The organism is Bacillus marasmi (assembly GCF_902168435.1).
GTDB lineage: Bacteria > Bacillota > Bacilli > Bacillales > Cytobacillaceae > Bacillus_BU > Bacillus_BU marasmi.
The window spans coordinates 1-17,467 of the sequence record NZ_LR656188.1; the positions used below are offsets into that span (position 1 = coordinate 1).

Here is a 17,467-nt window from a genome sequence, read left to right on the forward strand (position 1 = left end):
ACTGGTAACGGCACATAAAAACTAATAGAATTCGACATCAGTAATCACGACTAACCCTTTACCTTTCTTATTTCTATAATTTTTTGGCTTAGTTGGAGTGACTACAAAATGAATACGTCGGATAAATCGAGCGATAAAACTTTTCTTTTCATCTCTAGTCAAATAGCTAAAAGTTTGATTAAAAGTAAATACGATTTCTTTTAAGGCTTCAACGTCAATTGGATCGTTATCTTTTAAACCATTTAATTGGCTTTTGACGGATTCGTAAGGTTCTAGCGTTTCATCCATCAGGCTATCGAATTCTTTATCCATCATCTTCCCAGCAGCCCATGCGCGTTGGTAGTTAGCGCGTATTCTCTCTATTTGCTCGAGTTGTTTCTCTAAAACGGCTTTTTTATCATCAACTGGATTAGGTTGAGGAATATTTTTAAACTCAACATGCTTCATATACTCGAGCAAAGCATCCGTAAAGCGCTGCTCACCAACACTTATCATTTTACGGCCTTCTCGCCAGCATTCTTGGCATTTATATATGGATCCTTGATACTCTGATCCGTCTTTTCGTTTTCTTAGGTATCGATTTACTGATAAGATATGACCACAAGTTGGGCAGTTAAGCACGCCTTGGAACAGGTATTCGTTCTCCACGTCTCGGTTATGGTGTGCAGCTCGGTCATCAAGAACCAACTGCAGCTTTTCAAATTCTTTTTTAGTGATGATACCTGTGTGAGTTCCTTCATAAATCTTATCGTTCCATTTTGTAGCACCGTAAAGCGCAGGATTGCGTAGCACTCGTAACACGCTGTTCGCTCTCCAATTCCTTTCGCCATTGGTTACATTTAAAAACTCGGCTAAACGGTTTGCAGTCATTCCTGATTTAACCTTGTCTACCATATCAAGAACAATTTCAGCTTTCTCATTAGCGACTAGCTTTTCCTTCTCATCCAAATCAAAACCATACGGAATTGCGCCGACACGTTCTCCTCCAGAAACTTTTTCTTCGAGAGCCATTTTGACGCGCTCTGAAAGGTTCTCAGCCTCCCATTGAGCGAGTAAAGCAACTAACCCGATGAACATTTTACCCATCGCGCTGGATGTGTCATATGGTTCAGTCGCTGATCTAAAAGTGCAGCTGTTGTTTTTGAAATCATCTAATAGAGTGTATAAGTCCTTTACTCTCCTGGTCAATCGGTCAAGGCGGTATACTAGCACGGTTGAGATTAGTTTTTTCTTAACGTCTCCCAGCATTTTTTGCAACTCTGGACGGTTCAAATCCTTTGCAGACACACCCTCATCGATGTAAAATTTATAATCTGTCCAGCCTAACGCTGTGCAATAGGCAATAAGACGTTCTTTTTGAGCTGGAATAGAATAACCTTCCTTTGCCTGCTCTTGCGTACTAACACGGATATAAATTCCGATAGTCATGTTACTCATCCTCTCTATAAAAACAGAGTGAGCCGTCGCCCACTCCGATGATTAAACACCTAGCTAGAAATTTAATACAACTTTTTTCAACTTTCCGATTATCTTAATCCGTTTATTTTGACCCGGTATGTAAGAAATCGGGGGATATTTAGAATTCTCAGATTGGAGAATAACGGAATCATCCTGTTTAAATACTCTTTTCAATACAGCCGTATCATCTACCGCAACGGCTGCAATCTCTCCATTTTCTACTTCGTCTTGTTTTCTTATCAGAAGCAGATCGCCTTCGTGTATTCTCGCACCAATCATACTGTCACCTTTAGCAGTCATGTAAAAATACTCTCCGCCATTTAACCAATCTTTTGGTGTGGCTTCGAATGATTCTGGCGCATCATATACGAGCACACCGTTACCGCAACTGATGTTTCCATACACAGGTAGTAACTCCATGTCAGATGATTCTCCAATATCATCCACATCTAATAGGTATGTAACAGGAACATCCCACATTTCGGCCATAACCACTATTTTATCCATTAAGGGTTTGTTAGCATTTCTCTCCCAGGCAGAAACGGCTGTAGGTCTAACATCAAGTTTCTTTGCTAGATCCTCTTGCGTTAACTTATGTTTTTTACGCAAGTCCTTTATTTTATCCCCGATTTTCATTTTTCTCACCTCGTTTCTTTATAACTCATTATAATTATATACTGTAAATTTGTACAGGTTTTCTGTATTAAAAAATAATAAATTTTAATTAATTACAGAAAATCTGTATTTTTCTATTGAAACTACAGAAACTCTGTAGTAAAGTAGTTAACAGAAGGAGGTGAGCTTGTGAAATACACCATTGAGCAAGCTAGAATTTTAGGGGGCTTCACACAAGTTGAAATGGCAAAAAGACTTGGTATGTCAGAGAAAACATACATCCAATATGAAAAATACCGAAAAATATTTCGCATGGATACAGCTTTGAAATTTGTAACACTAACTAAGGTTAATGCGGGCGACATCATTTTTTTTAAAGGCCAACTACAGAGAATCTGTAGTTGATGGTGCGGGATATGGAAAACATTTCAATAGAAAAGGTGGAAATATCGCTCCCGGATATCAGTAAGGATACCTGGGGGGAGATGGAGCAATTCTTTCTAAAGACTTCCATCCCTCGAATCCTTGCTGAAATGAATAAGAAAGAGGGTAGTAAAAATGGATGGCAAATACTTAGCAACAAATCTTGAACCACTAAAGTCTATTGGGGATCGAAAGTTATTCGAGGAGATTATCGAGTTCATGACGTCCCGTGAAAATAGGGCGCCTAAATTAATTGCGTATTCAATTCAAGGAATAGATGAAAATATCGTTACTGTTGATTGTCTCTTCGAACGCCACCATAAAGAAATTAACCTTAAAACCTTGTATTTCAGAACTTTTGAATATTTCCGTGTTACTGAAGATATTTATGATGTTTCAAAAAGATCAATCGAATACGGTATTGGATTTTCTGAATACCATTTAGATTCCTTTGTGGACCTTAGAAACTTTTATTTGGAAAGCAAAAACTAAGCCTAAACGGCTTTCTCTTTTTGGCACCTTGGCGAAACTTGATGAAAGATTTAATGAATATTTCTAGGAGGTGGACCTGTGGGAGAAGGCATTTCAATCAGTGAAATGAAAGCAAAGTATCCCGTCTATAAAAATATACCTGATGATCAATTCAAGGTTATTGATGGGAAATTGATGCTTTCAAGAAAAGGACTGATTCAACTAGCTTTTCAGTTAAAAAACAAAGTGCTTTACCAATTAGCAAACGGGGGCTGGGAATAATGGGTTACCTTTTTATGCTTTGCATCTTGTTTGTTCTATCAGTACCTGCTCTAGTAATCTCAAAAATTACTGGGTTCATGGATTAATTGAAACCAATTGCGACATAAGGAAGTGGAGAAATGGATAAAGAACTAAGCTGGTCAAATGGTCAAGAGTGGGGAAAGATTTATTGTCCTATGCTTGACGAAGAAGTAATGACATATTGGAAGATTGGAACTCCTTGTTACGACACATATACCAACCCTTTCGTTAATGAAGATGGTGAAATTTACTGTTATCGATATGACCACGACGAAGGATATTGGCACGAAGATGATACCTATTGGTTAGGGACATATAACGGAATTGATACTTGTAAGTTCGGTTGAAACAAAATGCGAAGTAGAGGTGGTTAAAAGATGGGTGAATTTATTTCAGATAAATTGATTGAAATGGGATTACAACAAAAAATAAAGCACCTAGAGAACAAAGTAGAACGTTACGAATCAGCATTAAAAACCATTATTGAATTAACTAGTTGTGATGATACATGGGATTTCGCAAACAGAACTTTAGAAGGAAAACAAAGGCTTGAACTACCTTACAGATTTAATAGAGTTTAGTTCACATTCCGATAACAATTAGTGCTTGAAGGGAGGTGAGAAAAGTGAGTGAGATCAAACTTAAATCCCCTGAGGATATGCGTAAATTAAGCGACGTAGGTATTGAATTTTATAAGCAATCCGTTTTATCAGGAGACACATTAAAAAATATCGTGAAACAAATCGAGAAGGCAGCGTTAGAAGGTTACTCCGGGTGGCAGCAAACAATAACAGCAGCTAGTGATTTAAGAGAACTGAAGGTTATTCGAGATTATTTTGTATCAAAAGGCTTCTATTGCGATTTTGAAACTGAAACGCATAAGTCACTTGTGGGTTGGTACAAAGTGGAAAAATTCGTTGTAGATTGGAAAGAGAAAAAATAAGACCCGTGCTACCAACACGAGCCGTGAAACAAACTTATCACTGTTATTTTACCAATTTAGGAGGCTACTTATCAATGAATATCACAGTAAATATAAACGCGCCTGAGCTAGCTGGCGCCATCCAAGCACTTGCAGAGGCATTAAAAGGCGGGCAAGCATCAAGCTTTATTGCTGAGAAGGTTGCTCAAGAACCAGTTGTGGCACATCAGCCTGTAGTTCAGACACCAATTGCACCACCTGTTCAAGCAGTACCAGTTCAACAAGCTCCTGTTGCGCCACCTGTTCAAGCCGTGCCAGTTCAGCAACAGGCAACGCCCCAAGCTGTACCAACATCAGCACCTACTTACAGCATGGAGCAAATCGCGGTAGCTGCCACACAGTTAGTGGATGCTGGCAAACGCGAAGATCTTGTTCAATTACTTCAAGCATTTGGCGCAGCTGCTCTAATGCAATTGCCAAAAGAGCAATACGGAGCATTCGCTACCAAGCTTCGTGAGATGGGGGCGAAAATATAGTGACCAAAGAAATCGCACACGCTGAGCGTGCCCATGCACTATTATCAGCAAGTGCTTCACATAGATGGTTAACTTGTACCCCTTCGGTACGGTTAGAGGAACAGTTTCCGGATACAACAAGCACTTTCGCAGAAGAAGGCACACTGGCCCATGAAATTGCAGAATTGAAACTTAGAAAACACTTCACCGAGCCTATGAGTCAGCGCACATTTAACACTCGCTTAAACAAAATGAAAAAGCATGAGTTATACCAGGATGAAATGCTCAAGCACACAGACACCTATCTAGAATATCTGCAAGGGCTCACATTAAGTCTTTCATCTGCTCCCTATGTAGCAGTGGAAAAACGATTGAATTACAGCACGTATGCACCGGAAGGCTTTGGTACGGTGGATTGCATTATCATTGGTGGAAACACTTTATACATTAATGATTTTAAGTACGGGAAGGGTGTTCCGGTAAGTGCGGAGGACAATCCACAGATGAAGCTTTATGCACTTGGAGCTTACCTGGAATATAGCCTGCTGTATCTAATCGATACTATTCATCTTGCTATTATCCAACCAAGATTGGACAGCATCTCAGAATACACTTTGTCCATATCTGACCTGTTGGCTTGGGGCGAGGAGATTAAACCAATCGCCATGCGAGCATATAACGGTGATGGTGACTTCGTTCCTGGTGAACATTGCAAGTTTTGCAAAGCGAAAGCACAATGTCGAGCACGTGCTGACCAATATACTGCTTTGGCTGATTTCACAAGCTTGAAACCGCCTTTGCTATCAGATGAAGAAGTCGGGCAAATGCTCGAGAAAGGGGCTTACATCGAAGCATGGCTTAGTGCTTTGAAGGACTATGCCCTTGCGGAGTGCTTGAAAGGTAATGAGATTCCTGGCTGGAAGGCTGTTGAAGGTCGTGGATCTCGCTCATATAAGAATATCGATGAAGCCTTTAAACATCTTCAGGAAAACAATATCGCTGAAACGATGCTTTATGAACGGGTGCCATTAACCGTTGCGAAGCTTGAGAAACAACTTGGTAAAGCAGAGTTTAGAAGTTTGCTAGAAGAGCCAGGGCTTGTTGTTAAGACATCCGGTAAGCCTACACTTGCACCTATTGGTGATAAACGTCAGGCGATTAGCAAGCCTGATGCAGCGAGTGATTTCGCGTGAAAAACATTGCCTTAGATATCCTTAGAGATGAGGCAAAAGAAATCAGGGAAGCAATGATAAAGGAAACAAATTATGAAACTCGTAGAGAGCTGAGCAGAAGACTATTTATTTTATCAAGTAAAATTCAACAAATGATTAATAAAGGAGAAGTGAAATAATGTCAAATCAACAAAATCCAACTCGTATCGTAACAGGTGAAGTTCGTTTCAGCTATGTAAATCTATTAAAACCTCGCGAAAACCAATATGGCGGAGAGCCAAAATACAGCGTAACTATTCTCGTTCCTAAATCTGATGTAGCTACTAAACAACGCATTGATGCAGCTATCGAAGCAGCTAAACAAAATGGTAAATCAAAATGCTGGAACGGGGTTATCCCTCCAATGGTTGCTATTCCAGTTTATGACGGTGACGGTGTGAAGCCTTCTGATGGAATGCCATTCGGTGAAGAATGCAAGGGGCATTGGGTATTCTCTGCATCTTCTAAAGTAGATCAACCGCCTAAGATTGTAGATGCTAACTTAAACCCAATCATGGATCCTACTGAAGTTTATTCCGGTATGTATGGCCGTATTGCCGTGAACTTTGCTCCATATGCTCAAGCAGGGAAAAAAGGGGTAGGTTGCTATTTATCAACTAACGTTCAAAAAACTCGCGATGGTGAGCCATTAGGTTCTGCTGCACCAGCTGCAAATGAAGATTTCGGAGGAGCACCTGCACCACAACCAACTTATCAACAACCGCAATACCAACAGCCTAATGTTCAAATGCCTTACGGCATGCAACCAGCACCGACTCAACCGATGCAACCGATGCAACAGCCGACACAACCACAGATTCAACCTCAGCAACCACAACAGTTTGACCCTATCACTGGGCAGCCAATTGGTGGCGTGTACGGGATATGATTCACACTTTGAATATTGACTTGGAGACGTATTCTTCAATCGATATTAAGAAATCAGGGCTCTATAAGTATGTTCAGAGCCCTGATTTTGAAGTATTACTGTTTGCGTACTCAGTCAACGGACAACCTACTCAAATTATAGATTTAGCCAACGGTGAAAAGATTCCACAAGAAATAATTCAAGCCCTTATAAGCCCAAATGTCATAAAGAAAGCTTATAATGCAGCTTTTGAAATATTTAGCTTAGCTGAGCATTTTAAATGGAATCCTCTCGCATGGCTTTCCCAATGGCGTTGCACCATGTTCCACGGTTTGTATTGCGGGTATACGGCAGGGTTAGGACCGACTGCAGTTGCATTGGGTTTACCTCAAGAAAAACAAAAAATGTCAGCCGGAAAAGCACTTATTAAACTTTTCTGTACACCTACGAAACCTTCTAAAAAGAATGGTGACCGCACCAGGACATTGCCACATCATGAGCCGGAAAAATGGGAACTTTTTAAAGAATATTGTACTCAAGACGTCGAAGCCGAAAAAGAGATTGCGAGAAAGCTTTCAAACTTCCCTATACCAGAACAAGAACAAAGATTATGGGAGCTTGATCAACGAATTAATGCAACAGGAATTGCCGTAGACATGCAAATGATTGAAGGTGCTTTACATGTAAGTGACCTAACGACAGCAGTCTTAACGGTTGAAGCAGGCGGTATTACTGGACTAGCCAATCCGAACAGTGCTCAGCAGTTATCGAAATGGTTGGCAGAGCAAGGGATTGAAGTCGAAAACTTACAAAAAGAAACGGTTTCTAATCTCATCGAGACCACATCAGGCAAAGTAAAAAGAGTGCTTGAGATTCGCCAAGAACTATCGAAAACAAGCGTGAAGAAGTATCAAGCCATGGTCGATGCTGTTTGCACCGATGGTCGTGTTAGAGGGTTATTACAATTTTACGGTGCTAACCGTACTGGACGTTGGGCAGGTCGTTTAGTTCAAGTTCAGAATCTTCCTAGAAATTATCTTGAGACATTAGATCATGCTCGCCAGTTGGTGGTTCACCGTAAAGATGAAGCATTGAAAATTGTTTACGGAAATATCCCAGACACACTTTCACAGCTTATCAGAACGGCTTTTGTTCCGAGTAAAGGAAACGTGCTTCTAATATCAGACTTCTCAGCTATTGAAGCCAGGGTGATTGCGTGGCTTGCAGGTGAACAATGGCGGTTAGATGTGTTCAACACACATGGAAAAATATACGAAGCTTCAGCCAGTCAAATGTTCGGTGTGCCTTTGGAATTAATCAAAAAGGGTAATCCAGAATATGAATTGCGTCAAAAAGGCAAGGTTGCGGAATTAGCTCTAGGGTATCAAGGTGCAGCTGGTGCCTTACTCACAATGGGAGCTCTCAACATGGGATTAACCGAAGAAGAACTTCCAGACATCGTGAGGCGGTGGAGATCCTCAAACAAACGAATTCAAGATCTATGGTTCAGTTTAGAAAATGCAGCGTTGTCTGTGATGAGAACGGGACAGCCTGCAGGTGTGAGAGGGTTAATTCTTGCTCGTGAAAGTGATATTCAAAACGGTTTAGATTTTTTAACGGTAACCCTCCCAAGTGGACGAAAGCTATTTTATGTTAAGCCGTTCTTAGCTGAAAATGATTTTGGAAAAGAAGCTATTCACTATTACGGCTTGAACCAAACAACAAAGAAGTGGGAAAAGCAATCTACCTACGGCGGTAAGCTAACGGAGAACATAGTCCAAGCGATTGCTCGTGACTGCTTAGCAGAAATCTTATTCCGACTTGAAGCTAACAGATACCAAACATTAATGCACATTCATGATGAGGTTGTTTTGGATGTTCCGAGACAGCTGGCAGACCTGGACAGAGTGACAGAAATCATGGGCGAGCCTATCAGTTGGGCACCAGGGCTCCCATTAAAAGCAGCAGGGTTTATTGCGGATTATTACCAGAAGGATTAGAGGTGAAAAACTTGTTAGATTACAAAACTTTTATGAAACATGCTGAGAAAGTTTGTAAAAGTGCTCACGTGGTGACGAACGCGGAACGATACAAAATGCTCACAGGGATTAAACACCTTGAAAACGGGGATGCCGTTGTCACGGATGCTCATCGACTATATTTAGCGAGGAACATTCATAATCGAACAGATGGAGCAGTGTTAACCCCAACGGGTAAAAAGCTAGAAGGTGATTATCCTGATATTTCTAGGATTATTCCAGACTACCGCCTGGCAAAGCAAGTTGTTGAAATAAATCTCAAGGATATACTCCACGCAGCCGCATCTATTTATGACGTCGGCTCAATTGTAGAAGAAAAACCGAGACTAGATTTTACAGAGTGCACGGTGCGATATGATTCGCCGTTAGTGAAATACCAATACGAGTTCGATGTTCAATTTGAAGTCTCCCTATACCTAGATGCTTTGTACCTATTACAAGCCTTGTTGCTGTTTAAGACTACTGGGTGCCAAACCGTCACGATACACTTTCACGGTTCATTTCGCCCGGTTGTATTCGAGAACGAGGATAAAAGTTTACTAGCATTAATTTTACCAGTCCGAAAGAGTTAGGAGGAATGTTTGATGCTAACTATCGTCAGCGGTGATATTAACTCCATTAAAGCAGAAATGAAACAAGCAAAACAAAAGAAAGTTGATGAAGCCAAAGCGCTTCGGAAATTACACAAGGGTTCCCACACTTTTCCTAAAGAAGTGCAAACCAAGATGGCAGAATTAGAACGATTGCAGAGTCTGTATTCTTCCTCTAAAGTGCTTCCCGTGCGAGTTGGAGAATTAATCATAAACTTCAAAACATACGAAATGTTTACCAAGAAAATTTCAGGATTTCACCAGATGCTTACGGTGGATCCAGACTCCATAAAAGTATATTACAACAAGAATAACGCCAAAGGAGTTCTCACATTACAGGATATGAGCTCTTACTTTAAAGAGTTTGATCATATTCCAGAGGCGGTTATAGGTAATGGCGCGGAAACGTAAACGCTCGCCTAAATGGACGTTGTTGTATCGGATTGAGGACGGTCATAAGGTTCATTTGTTCGAGCCTTTGAAAAAGACCGCAAGGAGAGAGGTGAGAACATGACATTTACAATTCCTTTTTGGAGCTTGCTACTATTGCTAATTATTGTTGGGCTACTCGGGTTTGTTTTTATATCTGATAAAGCTGGCGATTACGATTTTTTTACACCTTTGTTAGCTTTAGGGTTTGCGTTAATTTTCATTGTTTTAGCAATAGGGTTAGCGTTAGGCAAATGGGTTTTTTAATCAACATTATATGAAAACAGGGAGGTAAATTTATGAGAGAAAGCAAGTTAATTATTAACGGTCAGCAAGTAGTTTATGATTTATCTCCTCTGATTGATTTAGCTCTTGCCACTGGTGATAAAGCGTGGTTTAGGGAGCTTTACTATAGAAACCGCCTTGTGTGGAAATATGACAAAACAAGAAAGGGGTTAATCAATGGAAACTATAAAGGAATTATTCGATAAGATTGAAAAACCTCTTCATTACCATAAAGGTGATATTGACGTGATTGAATTTATCGAACGGTACTTTCCAGATAGAAAGTTTACGGTTGCTGAAGGTTTTGCGATTGGGAATGCTCTTAAATATATTTGCCGGTACAAGGAAAAAAACGGCTTGGAAGATTTACAGAAAGCAGAAGGCTATCTTAAAAGATTGCAAGGTTACGAGGCTGATAGCTGATGGAAAAGGCCGAGCGATTAAATCTGCTATGTAAGTTGGATGAGCTTTTCAAAGTCTGTGAATCATGCGAGAAAAATAAAAAAGGTTCCAATTCACATATTCACGTATGCAAAGGATGTTCAACAGATGAAGAGATGCGTGACATCGGCCAAAAACTTGAAAGTGGAAAAGAAGATCCATACAAAAATATTCTCATTAAAGGTCAGGACATGACCATTTCAGAAGTAAAAAGGCTCATCTCTGAAGGTGTAAAGAGAACACCTATCCGCAGAGCACTGGGAATGGATGAAAGAGCATTTTATGAGTTTTTGCGGAATAACCGAATTGAAATAAAAGAAAGAGTTAAGGAGGAAGAGGTTGTGGCAGTTGCTCCCGTTAAAGAAGATTGGCTTCCAGTTGAAAAATATATTTCACTGAATAAGAATTTGAAAGATAAACAAATCGCTGAAAGATTGGGCGTCCCTTATAAAAAACTAATCAACTGGAAACAAAAACATAAAGACGAGCTCAAAGGTCGCATCATTGATCGTCGAGGTCGTCAAACTGTTACCGCCGAGGAGGAAAAGCCCATGAGTTTCGTAGAAGCCGGGAAACAAGCTTGGGATGAGTTAAAGGACTCTGCTTCAAAGATAGTTCCCGACACTTTGCTTGCGACTCCTTCACCTGAAATCAAAGAGCCAGAAACCAATTGGAAGGCTCAGTTCGAAATGTTATCGGCTGAATACGAGGAAGTTGTCGCAAAAGCTGGCGAGGCTGAGAAAGTGTACAAGGAACAGATTTTTGGACTTGAAGAAAAGCTGAAAGAGCTTGAAGGCATTCATGCAGCTTGTGCTGATGTAGAGGATGAGTTGCACCAGTTAAGAATGGAAAATATTAATCTCAACGATCAAGTCTATGCTTACCGCGCGAAGTGTGAATTCTTAAAAGATGATTTAGAAACAACACATTCTTTTACTGACGATGAAATCGCTAGGCTGAATGCTGAAAATGAGGCATTGAGAAAGTTGGTGAAGTTATGGAGCTAGAAGAATCAGTTTTGGTTGATGTGGCTGCAGAACGTTTACGCCAGAATGCGATGTGGGGGAAACAGCGTCATCCTCTAGGTGTTTGGTTAGCAATCCTTGGTGAAGAGTTCGGGGAAGTAGCCCAAGCCATGCAAGGACATATGGGACTTGCGAGTTTTAAAGAATCTGATGCAGATGATTTATATGGAGAACTGATCCAGCTTGCGGCAGTGGCGGTTGCTATCGCAGAACAAGTAAAAGAGGGTGGAAACTGTGAACTGCCCAGTGTGCGAAAATGAAACTCATGTTTATAACAGTAGGCGTAAAAATGGAGGCGTTTGGAGACGTCGGGAGTGTCCAAACTGCCTCACTCGGTTTAGTACCTTTGAAACTATCTTATGTAACACTCTTGATGAGTATGTCCAAAAAAGAATACAAAATAAAAAATCTTAGGGGCTGTCGCTCGTGGATGATATCGATTATAAAGCACTCAATGACAAAATTGGCGAACTGACATTAGCAAACATCGAATTAACCAAAACCAACAACGGGCAAGCAAAAAAGATACGCACGCTTAGTAACATCATTAAGCGATACAAAAAAGATGATGAAAAGAAAAAACCGAAGAAGCCCAAAAAACCTAATAAGGGTTATAAAAACGGAAAACGCGGCAGTAAATTCAATGGCTAGTAGAAAGAGGTAATGTGCCATGCAATTCGATAGACAAATAATCATCTCTGCTGCGGGCAGTCGCAAAGCCACGCAGTGGCCTGCTCAAACGCTTTACTGGTCAGAGCTGGTGGAGCGCCTACGCACAGCAGTGCGTGGCACAGAAACACTGGCAGAATACCTTAAACTTCCAAAGTCGAGGCAGGATGAATTGAAAGATGTTGGGGGCTTTGTTGCCGGTACTCTTACGGGAGATCGGCGCAAGGCTTCCAATGTAATAGGCCGGGATGTGTTAACCCTTGACCTTGATAATATACCGGCAGGAGGCACAAGGGATGTACTCACCAAGTTGGAGGGGCTCGGGTGTGCTTATGCTACCTATAGCACCAGAAAACATGAGGAGAATAAACCCCGGTTACGTGTACTTGTTCCTTTAAACAGAACAGCATCAGCTGACGAGTATGAGCCTTTAGCAAGAAAGTTAGCTTCATTAATCGGGATGAGTCTTGCGGACCCGACTACGTTCGAAGCATCTCGGTTGATGTATTGGCCGTCATGTAGTGCAGACAGTCAATATGTTTTCATGTATGGTGATAAGCCGTTTTTAGATACAGACGGTTTACTCGCGATGTATGGAGATTGGCGCAACATTCAAGAGTGGCCAGAAGTACCAGGTGCTAATCAAGCGCATGTAAGGCTTGCAGCTAAGCAAGGTAACCCATTAGAAAAGAAAGGGGTAGTCGGTGCTTTCTGCCGACAATATGACATCTATCAGGCAATCGAAACCTTTTTACCTGGCATTTATACACCTACGGATGTCGATGACCGTCTCACTTACTTGGGCGGTTCTACCGTGGGCGGTGCCATCGTGTATGAGCACGGTTTGTTCTTATATTCTCACCATGCGACAGACCCGTGTAGTGGTCGATTGGTAAACGCGTTTGACCTGGTCCGGATGCACAAGTACGGGGATTTAGATGACGAGGCAAAGCCTGATACGCCTGTTAATAAGTTGCCATCTTTCACACAGATGGCAGCCTTCGCGTTAAATGATGCAGGCGTTGGTGCACTTATTAACCAAGAACGGTATGAACGCGTGGTAGCTGATTTTGGTGAGCCTGTTACCGACGTACCTGCAACAGATGATGATTTTAACTGGATAAGAAAGCTTGAATTGAATCCTAATACGGGTAAGCCTGTTAAAAGTAGCAGAAACATCATGATTGCCTTAGAAAATGACTCAAATATAAAAGGTAAAATTAAACTTGATGAATTCTCAAACATTATTGTTGGTCAAGGTCCTTTGCCATGGCACCCACGTGAGAAGGATGAGGGGTTATTCCAATGGTCCTCTATTGACGACGATGGATTAATGGTCTATTTAGAACGAGTTTTAGAGTTTTGGAGTGAAAGCAAAGTAAATGCTGCACTTGCACAGGTTGCTTCAAAAAACAGATTCGATCCTGTTATGGATTACCTTAACGGCTTATCTTGGGACGGTACAAAGAGATTAGATACTCTTTTTATCGACTATTTAGGTGCTAATGATACCCCTTATGTGAGGGCAGTAACTAGGAAGTCATTCACAGCTGCAGTGACCAGGGTAATGGAACCGGGTTGCAAGTATGACACGATGGTTGTTCTTGTAGGTAATCAAGGTCAAGGGAAATCAACTATTTTTGATACTATGGCAAAAAGTTGGTTTTCCGACGATTTAAAAACTTTTGACGGGAAAGAGGCAGCTGAGTTGTTGCCCGGTAACTGGATTTTAGAGATTGCAGAAATGCACGCTTATAATCGGTCAGACAGAGAAGTAATTAAAAGCTTTTTAAGTAGAAAAGTAGATAACTATAGACCAGCTTATGCAAGAAAAGCAGAAAAATTCCCTAGAAGATGTGTCTTTTTTGGAACCACAAACGAGCATGATTTTTTAAATGATGCAACGGGGGATAGGCGGTTTTGGCCGGTTGACACTGCGAAACAAGAACCAATTAAAAATGTTTTCGATGATTTACCTATTGAGGTTGACCAGATATGGGCTGAAGCCGTTATGAATTGGAGATTAGGGGAGTCCTTGATATTAAAGGATGATTTGTTAGAGGAAGCTAAAAAAGCCCAAGAAGAGCATAAAGCTGTGGATGTGTGGGAAAGTGAAATTCTCGAATTCGTTGATCGCCTTGTACCTCCAAATTGGAACGACCTGTCTAAAGATAGTAGACGGCTATTCTGGAACGGTGAATTTGGAAAAATTGCGCCTAGTCCGGATTGGGTAAAAAGAGACAGAATCTGTGCACAGGAAATTTGGGTTGAACTGTTTTACGGGGATTTAAAGTATATAAAACGCGCAGATGTACTTCGAATAAATGCAATCCTAGAGAAGATTCCCGGATGGAAAAAACAACACAAACCCTTGCGATACGGACCATATGGATTAGTAAAAGGAGGCTGCGTTAAGGTTTTTTAGGTGTTACCTTCTAGTGTTACCTTCTATAAAATCAAGATTTTAGAAAGTAACAAAGGTAACACACAAAGTAACAAAGGTAACACAAAGGTAACGGAGAAGGTAACACTTACAAATGTAGATTTATCAAGGCTTTAACTCCATTTATTTATTAATGTTACCTTTGTTACCTTAATTCTATATATAAATAAAAATTAGGTAGATTAAAGAGAATATTATAAGCCTATTATGCCTAATACGCCTAATTCACACATCTATACGCGTGCGTACGTAGAAAGTAACACTTTAAATGATTGGAGCGATTGAGGTGTCAAAAATCGAAAACACGAAAAAGAATCTACCGTATGGAAAGGTCATTTTAAAAAACGGTTGTCAGATTCTTTTTAATCGACATTACCGGTTTATACCTTCGGACCGCCATTTCGAATTTACTTATTCCGAGTTAGTAATGCGCGGTGCGAAAACAGTGTGGTTTTACACCGATGGAAATCCACCTTGGGTTGACAAAGAAATAGCAAACAAATGTCAAAATATACTGAGGGTGTTTAGTACGGAATGAGAGAAAGAGATATTGAAACCTATCTAAGAGACAAAGTAAGAAAAGCAGGAGGGAAAGCGTACAAATTCGAGTCGCCTGGCAATGATGGTGTTCCAGACAGACTTGTAATTTTTCCCGTCAATAGAATTTATTTTGTAGAACTAAAAGCACCAGGCAAAAAGCCGAGGCCATTGCAAATTAAACAAATGAACGACATTTCCTCCTTCGGGTGCAGTGTCCGAGTGATTGACAGTAAAGAAGGCGTTGATGATTTTATCAAAGAAGTAGGCGAAGCTAAATGAAATTTGTTCCGCACAGCTATCAACGGTACTGTATTAACCGAGTGTTGAATACACCAGCGCTTGGATTGCTGTTAGATATGGGGCTAGGAAAAACGGTCATCACCTTAACAGCCGTTAACGATTTGAAATATAACCGATTTACCATAAACAAAGTTTTAGTGATTGCCCCCAAGAAGGTTGCCGAAAGCACATGGGTAAGAGAAGCAAGCAAATGGGAGCACCTGAAACTTTTAAGATTTTCTACCGTGCTTGGATCCGCAGCCAAACGAATAAAAGCCTTGAACACACCAGCAGATATTTACGTGATTAACCGTGAAAACATTCCGTGGTTGGTTGAGCATTACCGAAATGCCTGGCCGTTCGATATGGTGATTGTAGACGAGTTTAGTAGTTTCAAAAATCACCAGGCTAAAAGATTCAAAGCGTTGTCCTGGGTACGACCTCACATTAAGAGAATCGTGGGATTAACAGGGACACCAGCCCCAAACGGGCTTTTGGATTTATGGGCGCAGGTGTTTTTACTGGACCAGGGGGAGCGACTCGGAAAGAGAATCACGGGTTTCCGTGAACGATACTTTGAGCCGGATCAGCGAAATCGAGAACGAGTTTTCACCTATGCACCGAAGGCGGGAGCCGATGAAGCCATCCAACGATTGATTGGTGATATATGCGTCAGTATGAAAGCAGAGGACTACTTGGAGCTTCCGGACATCACGTACAACAACATTCCAGTCATCTTAGATAATAAAGCCCAAAAAGCATATAACAAGTTGGAAACAGAAATGTTACTGCAGGTGGATGAGTCCACCATCGATGCTGGCTCAGCTGCCGTGCTAACGAATAAATTACTGCAGCTGTGTAACGGGGCTGTATATGACGAGGACAGAAACATAGTCAACATCCATGAATGTAAACTGGAAGCCTTTATGGAATTGGTTGAGGGATTAAACAGGAAACCGGCTTTGGTGTTTTATAACTTTCAGCATGACAAAGCAAGAATCAAGAAAGCTTTAGAGAAAACACACCTTCGAGTACGAGAGTTGAAAACTCCGCAGGATGAACTAGATTGGAACAACCGTGAAATCGATATTCTGCTTGCCCATCCCGCATCAGCTGCATACGGTTTGAACTTACAAGACGGAGGAAACCACGTGATCTGGTTCGGGTTGAATTGGAGCTTGGAATTATACCAGCAAGCTAACAAGCGTCTCCATCGGCAAGGACAGACAGAGAAAGTGATTATCCATCACTTAACAGTTGAAGGTGGAGTAGATGAGGATGTAGCAGCTGCGTTGGAAAACAAGACCAGCACCCAAGATTCTTTAATGGCAGCATTGAAAGCAAGAATTGAAAAAGTCCATAAGGATGGTGAGCATTTGTGAGTGGAAAAATCAGCCTGTCAAAACAGCAAATCGAATTAATCGTTTCTTTAGCAAGCCACGAAGCGATTAAGCAATATAAAGCCCAGCAGCGAGAGCACAAGAAAAGAGAAAAGGATTGGCGGTTAAGGAATACGAAACTTCTTTTGGAAAACTACCGGAAGTTAAAAGATCATTGTGCAGGAGTGGAAGAACAGGTCGAAGAATACGAGGATACGATATTGGACTTAGAAGAACTGACACTGGAATCATTGATGAAATATCAGTTAAAAACTTTGAAGATGATGAATCACTTCGAAAAGATGTTAGGGCATTTCAGAGAAAGTTGCTTAAATGGATCCGACGAAGAGTTTAGGAGATATAAAATTATTAACTGCAGATATCTTAACGAAAAACGGCTTACAGTGCCTGAACTTTGCGAGCTGTACAAAGTGGAGCAGGGAACGATATACCGAGACACGAAGATTGCTATCAATGATTTGTCAGTGTTGTTGTTTGGTATTTCGTCGCTTGAGTTTACCCGTTAAAAAAATATTGAAAAAATGTTGAAAGGTTTTCTGTT

General features: G+C 40.9%; 26 protein-coding genes. 24 read left to right on the plus strand and 2 right to left on the minus strand.

The genetic code is table 11. The features are described 5' to 3' along the window. Positions 1–21 precede the first annotated feature (21 nt). On the minus strand, positions 22–1,428 hold the full coding sequence (locus FXW34_RS21380; protein WP_187119057.1) for a recombinase family protein: 1,407 nt from the start codon (positions 1,426–1,428) through the stop codon (positions 22–24). 63 nt (positions 1,429–1,491) lie between these two features. Further along, on the minus strand, positions 1,492–2,094 hold the full coding sequence (locus FXW34_RS21385) for a LexA family protein (RefSeq protein ID WP_147536065.1): 603 nt from the start codon (positions 2,092–2,094) through the stop codon (positions 1,492–1,494). A gap of 168 nt (positions 2,095–2,262) precedes the next feature. Between FXW34_RS21385 and FXW34_RS21390 the strand changes: the two genes are divergently transcribed. From FXW34_RS21390 to FXW34_RS21495, 24 genes are all read left to right on the plus strand, one after another. Then, positions 2,263–2,478: a helix-turn-helix transcriptional regulator gene (locus tag FXW34_RS21390; protein ID WP_147536066.1), complete on the plus strand. Its 216-nt coding sequence runs from the start codon at positions 2,263–2,265 to the stop codon at positions 2,476–2,478. A 153-nt stretch (positions 2,479–2,631) separates the two neighbouring features. After that, positions 2,632–2,988 (plus strand): hypothetical protein, encoded by a 357-nt coding sequence (locus FXW34_RS21395; protein ID WP_147536067.1) that lies wholly within the window; start codon positions 2,632–2,634, stop codon positions 2,986–2,988. A 78-nt stretch (positions 2,989–3,066) separates the two neighbouring features. Next, a complete protein-coding gene (locus FXW34_RS21400) occupies positions 3,067–3,249 on the plus strand; it encodes a hypothetical protein (RefSeq protein WP_147536068.1) in 183 nt (60 codons plus the stop codon). A 119-nt stretch (positions 3,250–3,368) separates the two neighbouring features. After that, the gene (locus FXW34_RS21405) at positions 3,369–3,617 is read left to right on the plus strand and encodes a hypothetical protein (protein ID WP_147536069.1); all 249 of its coding nucleotides are present in this window, start codon (positions 3,369–3,371) and stop codon (positions 3,615–3,617) included. Between the two features lie 30 nt (positions 3,618–3,647). Further along, positions 3,648–3,851, plus strand: coding sequence for a hypothetical protein (locus tag FXW34_RS21410; RefSeq protein ID WP_147536070.1), 204 nt, complete (start codon positions 3,648–3,650; stop codon positions 3,849–3,851). 44 nt (positions 3,852–3,895) lie between these two features. Further along, positions 3,896–4,213 (plus strand): hypothetical protein, encoded by a 318-nt coding sequence (locus FXW34_RS21415; RefSeq protein WP_147536071.1) that lies wholly within the window; start codon positions 3,896–3,898, stop codon positions 4,211–4,213. 74 nt (positions 4,214–4,287) lie between these two features. Continuing rightward, positions 4,288–4,728, plus strand: coding sequence for a hypothetical protein (locus FXW34_RS21420; RefSeq protein ID WP_147536072.1), 441 nt, complete (start codon positions 4,288–4,290; stop codon positions 4,726–4,728). After that, positions 4,728–5,900, plus strand: a complete 1,173-nt coding sequence (locus tag FXW34_RS21425) for a DUF2800 domain-containing protein (RefSeq protein WP_222705341.1) — start codon at positions 4,728–4,730, stop codon at positions 5,898–5,900. The genes FXW34_RS21420 and FXW34_RS21425 overlap by 1 nt, the downstream gene beginning before the upstream one ends. Beyond that, positions 5,897–6,058 (plus strand): hypothetical protein, encoded by a 162-nt coding sequence (locus FXW34_RS23110; RefSeq protein WP_187119058.1) that lies wholly within the window; start codon positions 5,897–5,899, stop codon positions 6,056–6,058. Before FXW34_RS21425 ends, FXW34_RS23110 begins: the two co-directional genes overlap by 4 nt. Next, on the plus strand, positions 6,058–6,807 hold the full coding sequence (locus tag FXW34_RS21430; protein WP_147536073.1) for a DUF2815 family protein: 750 nt from the start codon (positions 6,058–6,060) through the stop codon (positions 6,805–6,807). Before FXW34_RS23110 ends, FXW34_RS21430 begins: the two co-directional genes overlap by 1 nt. After that, positions 6,807–8,786: a DNA polymerase gene (locus FXW34_RS21435; protein WP_222705342.1), complete on the plus strand. Its 1,980-nt coding sequence runs from the start codon at positions 6,807–6,809 to the stop codon at positions 8,784–8,786. Before FXW34_RS21430 ends, FXW34_RS21435 begins: the two co-directional genes overlap by 1 nt. Positions 8,787–8,788: 2 nt before the next feature. Further along, entirely contained in the window at positions 8,789–9,397 is a 609-nt protein-coding gene (locus tag FXW34_RS21440) for a beta clamp domain-containing protein (protein WP_147536075.1), read from the plus strand. 12 nt (positions 9,398–9,409) lie between these two features. Continuing rightward, a complete protein-coding gene (locus FXW34_RS21445) occupies positions 9,410–9,826 on the plus strand; it encodes a hypothetical protein (RefSeq protein WP_147536076.1) in 417 nt (138 codons plus the stop codon). A 99-nt stretch (positions 9,827–9,925) separates the two neighbouring features. Further along, on the plus strand, positions 9,926–10,111 hold the full coding sequence (locus tag FXW34_RS21450; protein ID WP_147536077.1) for a hypothetical protein: 186 nt from the start codon (positions 9,926–9,928) through the stop codon (positions 10,109–10,111). A 32-nt stretch (positions 10,112–10,143) separates the two neighbouring features. Beyond that, a complete protein-coding gene (locus FXW34_RS21455) occupies positions 10,144–10,335 on the plus strand; it encodes an IDEAL domain-containing protein (RefSeq protein ID WP_147536078.1) in 192 nt (63 codons plus the stop codon). Then, positions 10,307–10,552, plus strand: a complete 246-nt coding sequence (locus FXW34_RS21460; protein WP_147536079.1) for a DUF3310 domain-containing protein — start codon at positions 10,307–10,309, stop codon at positions 10,550–10,552. Before FXW34_RS21455 ends, FXW34_RS21460 begins: the two co-directional genes overlap by 29 nt. Beyond that, on the plus strand, positions 10,552–11,577 hold the full coding sequence (locus tag FXW34_RS21465; protein WP_147536080.1) for a hypothetical protein: 1,026 nt from the start codon (positions 10,552–10,554) through the stop codon (positions 11,575–11,577). Before FXW34_RS21460 ends, FXW34_RS21465 begins: the two co-directional genes overlap by 1 nt. After that, positions 11,568–11,855 (plus strand): MazG-like family protein, encoded by a 288-nt coding sequence (locus FXW34_RS21470; protein WP_147536081.1) that lies wholly within the window; start codon positions 11,568–11,570, stop codon positions 11,853–11,855. The genes FXW34_RS21465 and FXW34_RS21470 overlap by 10 nt, the downstream gene beginning before the upstream one ends. Beyond that, complete coding sequence (locus tag FXW34_RS23760) at positions 11,842–12,009, plus strand: NrdR family transcriptional regulator (protein ID WP_425457460.1); 168 nt, start codon at positions 11,842–11,844, stop codon at positions 12,007–12,009. Before FXW34_RS21470 ends, FXW34_RS23760 begins: the two co-directional genes overlap by 14 nt. A 12-nt stretch (positions 12,010–12,021) precedes the next feature. Then, on the plus strand, positions 12,022–12,246 hold the full coding sequence (locus FXW34_RS21475) for a hypothetical protein (protein WP_147536082.1): 225 nt from the start codon (positions 12,022–12,024) through the stop codon (positions 12,244–12,246). 19 nt (positions 12,247–12,265) lie between these two features. Beyond that, entirely contained in the window at positions 12,266–14,689 is a 2,424-nt protein-coding gene (locus FXW34_RS21480; RefSeq protein WP_147536083.1) for a virulence-associated E family protein, read from the plus strand. Between the two features lie 552 nt (positions 14,690–15,241). Further along, a complete protein-coding gene (locus tag FXW34_RS21485) occupies positions 15,242–15,526 on the plus strand; it encodes a PDDEXK family nuclease (RefSeq protein WP_147536084.1) in 285 nt (94 codons plus the stop codon). Continuing rightward, complete coding sequence (locus tag FXW34_RS21490) at positions 15,523–16,908, plus strand: DEAD/DEAH box helicase (RefSeq protein ID WP_147536085.1); 1,386 nt, start codon at positions 15,523–15,525, stop codon at positions 16,906–16,908. Before FXW34_RS21485 ends, FXW34_RS21490 begins: the two co-directional genes overlap by 4 nt. Beyond that, a complete protein-coding gene (locus FXW34_RS21495; RefSeq protein WP_147536086.1) occupies positions 16,905–17,432 on the plus strand; it encodes a hypothetical protein in 528 nt (175 codons plus the stop codon). The genes FXW34_RS21490 and FXW34_RS21495 overlap by 4 nt, the downstream gene beginning before the upstream one ends. Positions 17,433–17,467: the final 35 nt, after the last annotated feature.

Bases quoted from the DNA above. Each gene is read 5' to 3' on its own strand.
- FXW34_RS21405 (WP_147536069.1), top strand. From the start codon at position 3,369: ATGGATAAAGAACTAAGCTGGTCAAATGGTCAAGAGTGGGGAAAGATT.
- FXW34_RS21410 (WP_147536070.1), top strand. From the start codon at position 3,648: ATGGGTGAATTTATTTCAGATAAATTGATTGAAATGGGATTACAACAA.
- FXW34_RS21465 (WP_147536080.1), top strand. From the start codon at position 10,552: ATGGAAAAGGCCGAGCGATTAAATCTGCTATGTAAGTTGGATGAGCTT.
- FXW34_RS21385 (WP_147536065.1), bottom strand. From the start codon at position 2,094: ATGAAAATCGGGGATAAAATAAAGGACTTGCGTAAAAAACATAAGTTA.
- FXW34_RS21460 (WP_147536079.1), top strand. From the start codon at position 10,307: ATGGAAACTATAAAGGAATTATTCGATAAGATTGAAAAACCTCTTCAT.
- FXW34_RS21420 (WP_147536072.1), top strand. From the start codon at position 4,288: ATGAATATCACAGTAAATATAAACGCGCCTGAGCTAGCTGGCGCCATC.
- FXW34_RS21445 (WP_147536076.1), top strand. From the start codon at position 9,410: ATGCTAACTATCGTCAGCGGTGATATTAACTCCATTAAAGCAGAAATG.
- FXW34_RS21470 (WP_147536081.1), top strand. From the start codon at position 11,568: ATGGAGCTAGAAGAATCAGTTTTGGTTGATGTGGCTGCAGAACGTTTA.
- FXW34_RS21430 (WP_147536073.1), top strand. From the start codon at position 6,058: ATGTCAAATCAACAAAATCCAACTCGTATCGTAACAGGTGAAGTTCGT.
- FXW34_RS21395 (WP_147536067.1), top strand. From the start codon at position 2,632: ATGGATGGCAAATACTTAGCAACAAATCTTGAACCACTAAAGTCTATT.
- FXW34_RS21490 (WP_147536085.1), top strand. From the start codon at position 15,523: ATGAAATTTGTTCCGCACAGCTATCAACGGTACTGTATTAACCGAGTG.
- FXW34_RS21380 (WP_187119057.1), bottom strand. From the start codon at position 1,428: ATGACTATCGGAATTTATATCCGTGTTAGTACGCAAGAGCAGGCAAAG.
- FXW34_RS21450 (WP_147536077.1), top strand. From the start codon at position 9,926: ATGACATTTACAATTCCTTTTTGGAGCTTGCTACTATTGCTAATTATT.
- FXW34_RS21480 (WP_147536083.1), top strand. From the start codon at position 12,266: ATGCAATTCGATAGACAAATAATCATCTCTGCTGCGGGCAGTCGCAAA.
- FXW34_RS21455 (WP_147536078.1), top strand. From the start codon at position 10,144: ATGAGAGAAAGCAAGTTAATTATTAACGGTCAGCAAGTAGTTTATGAT.
- FXW34_RS21485 (WP_147536084.1), top strand. From the start codon at position 15,242: ATGAGAGAAAGAGATATTGAAACCTATCTAAGAGACAAAGTAAGAAAA.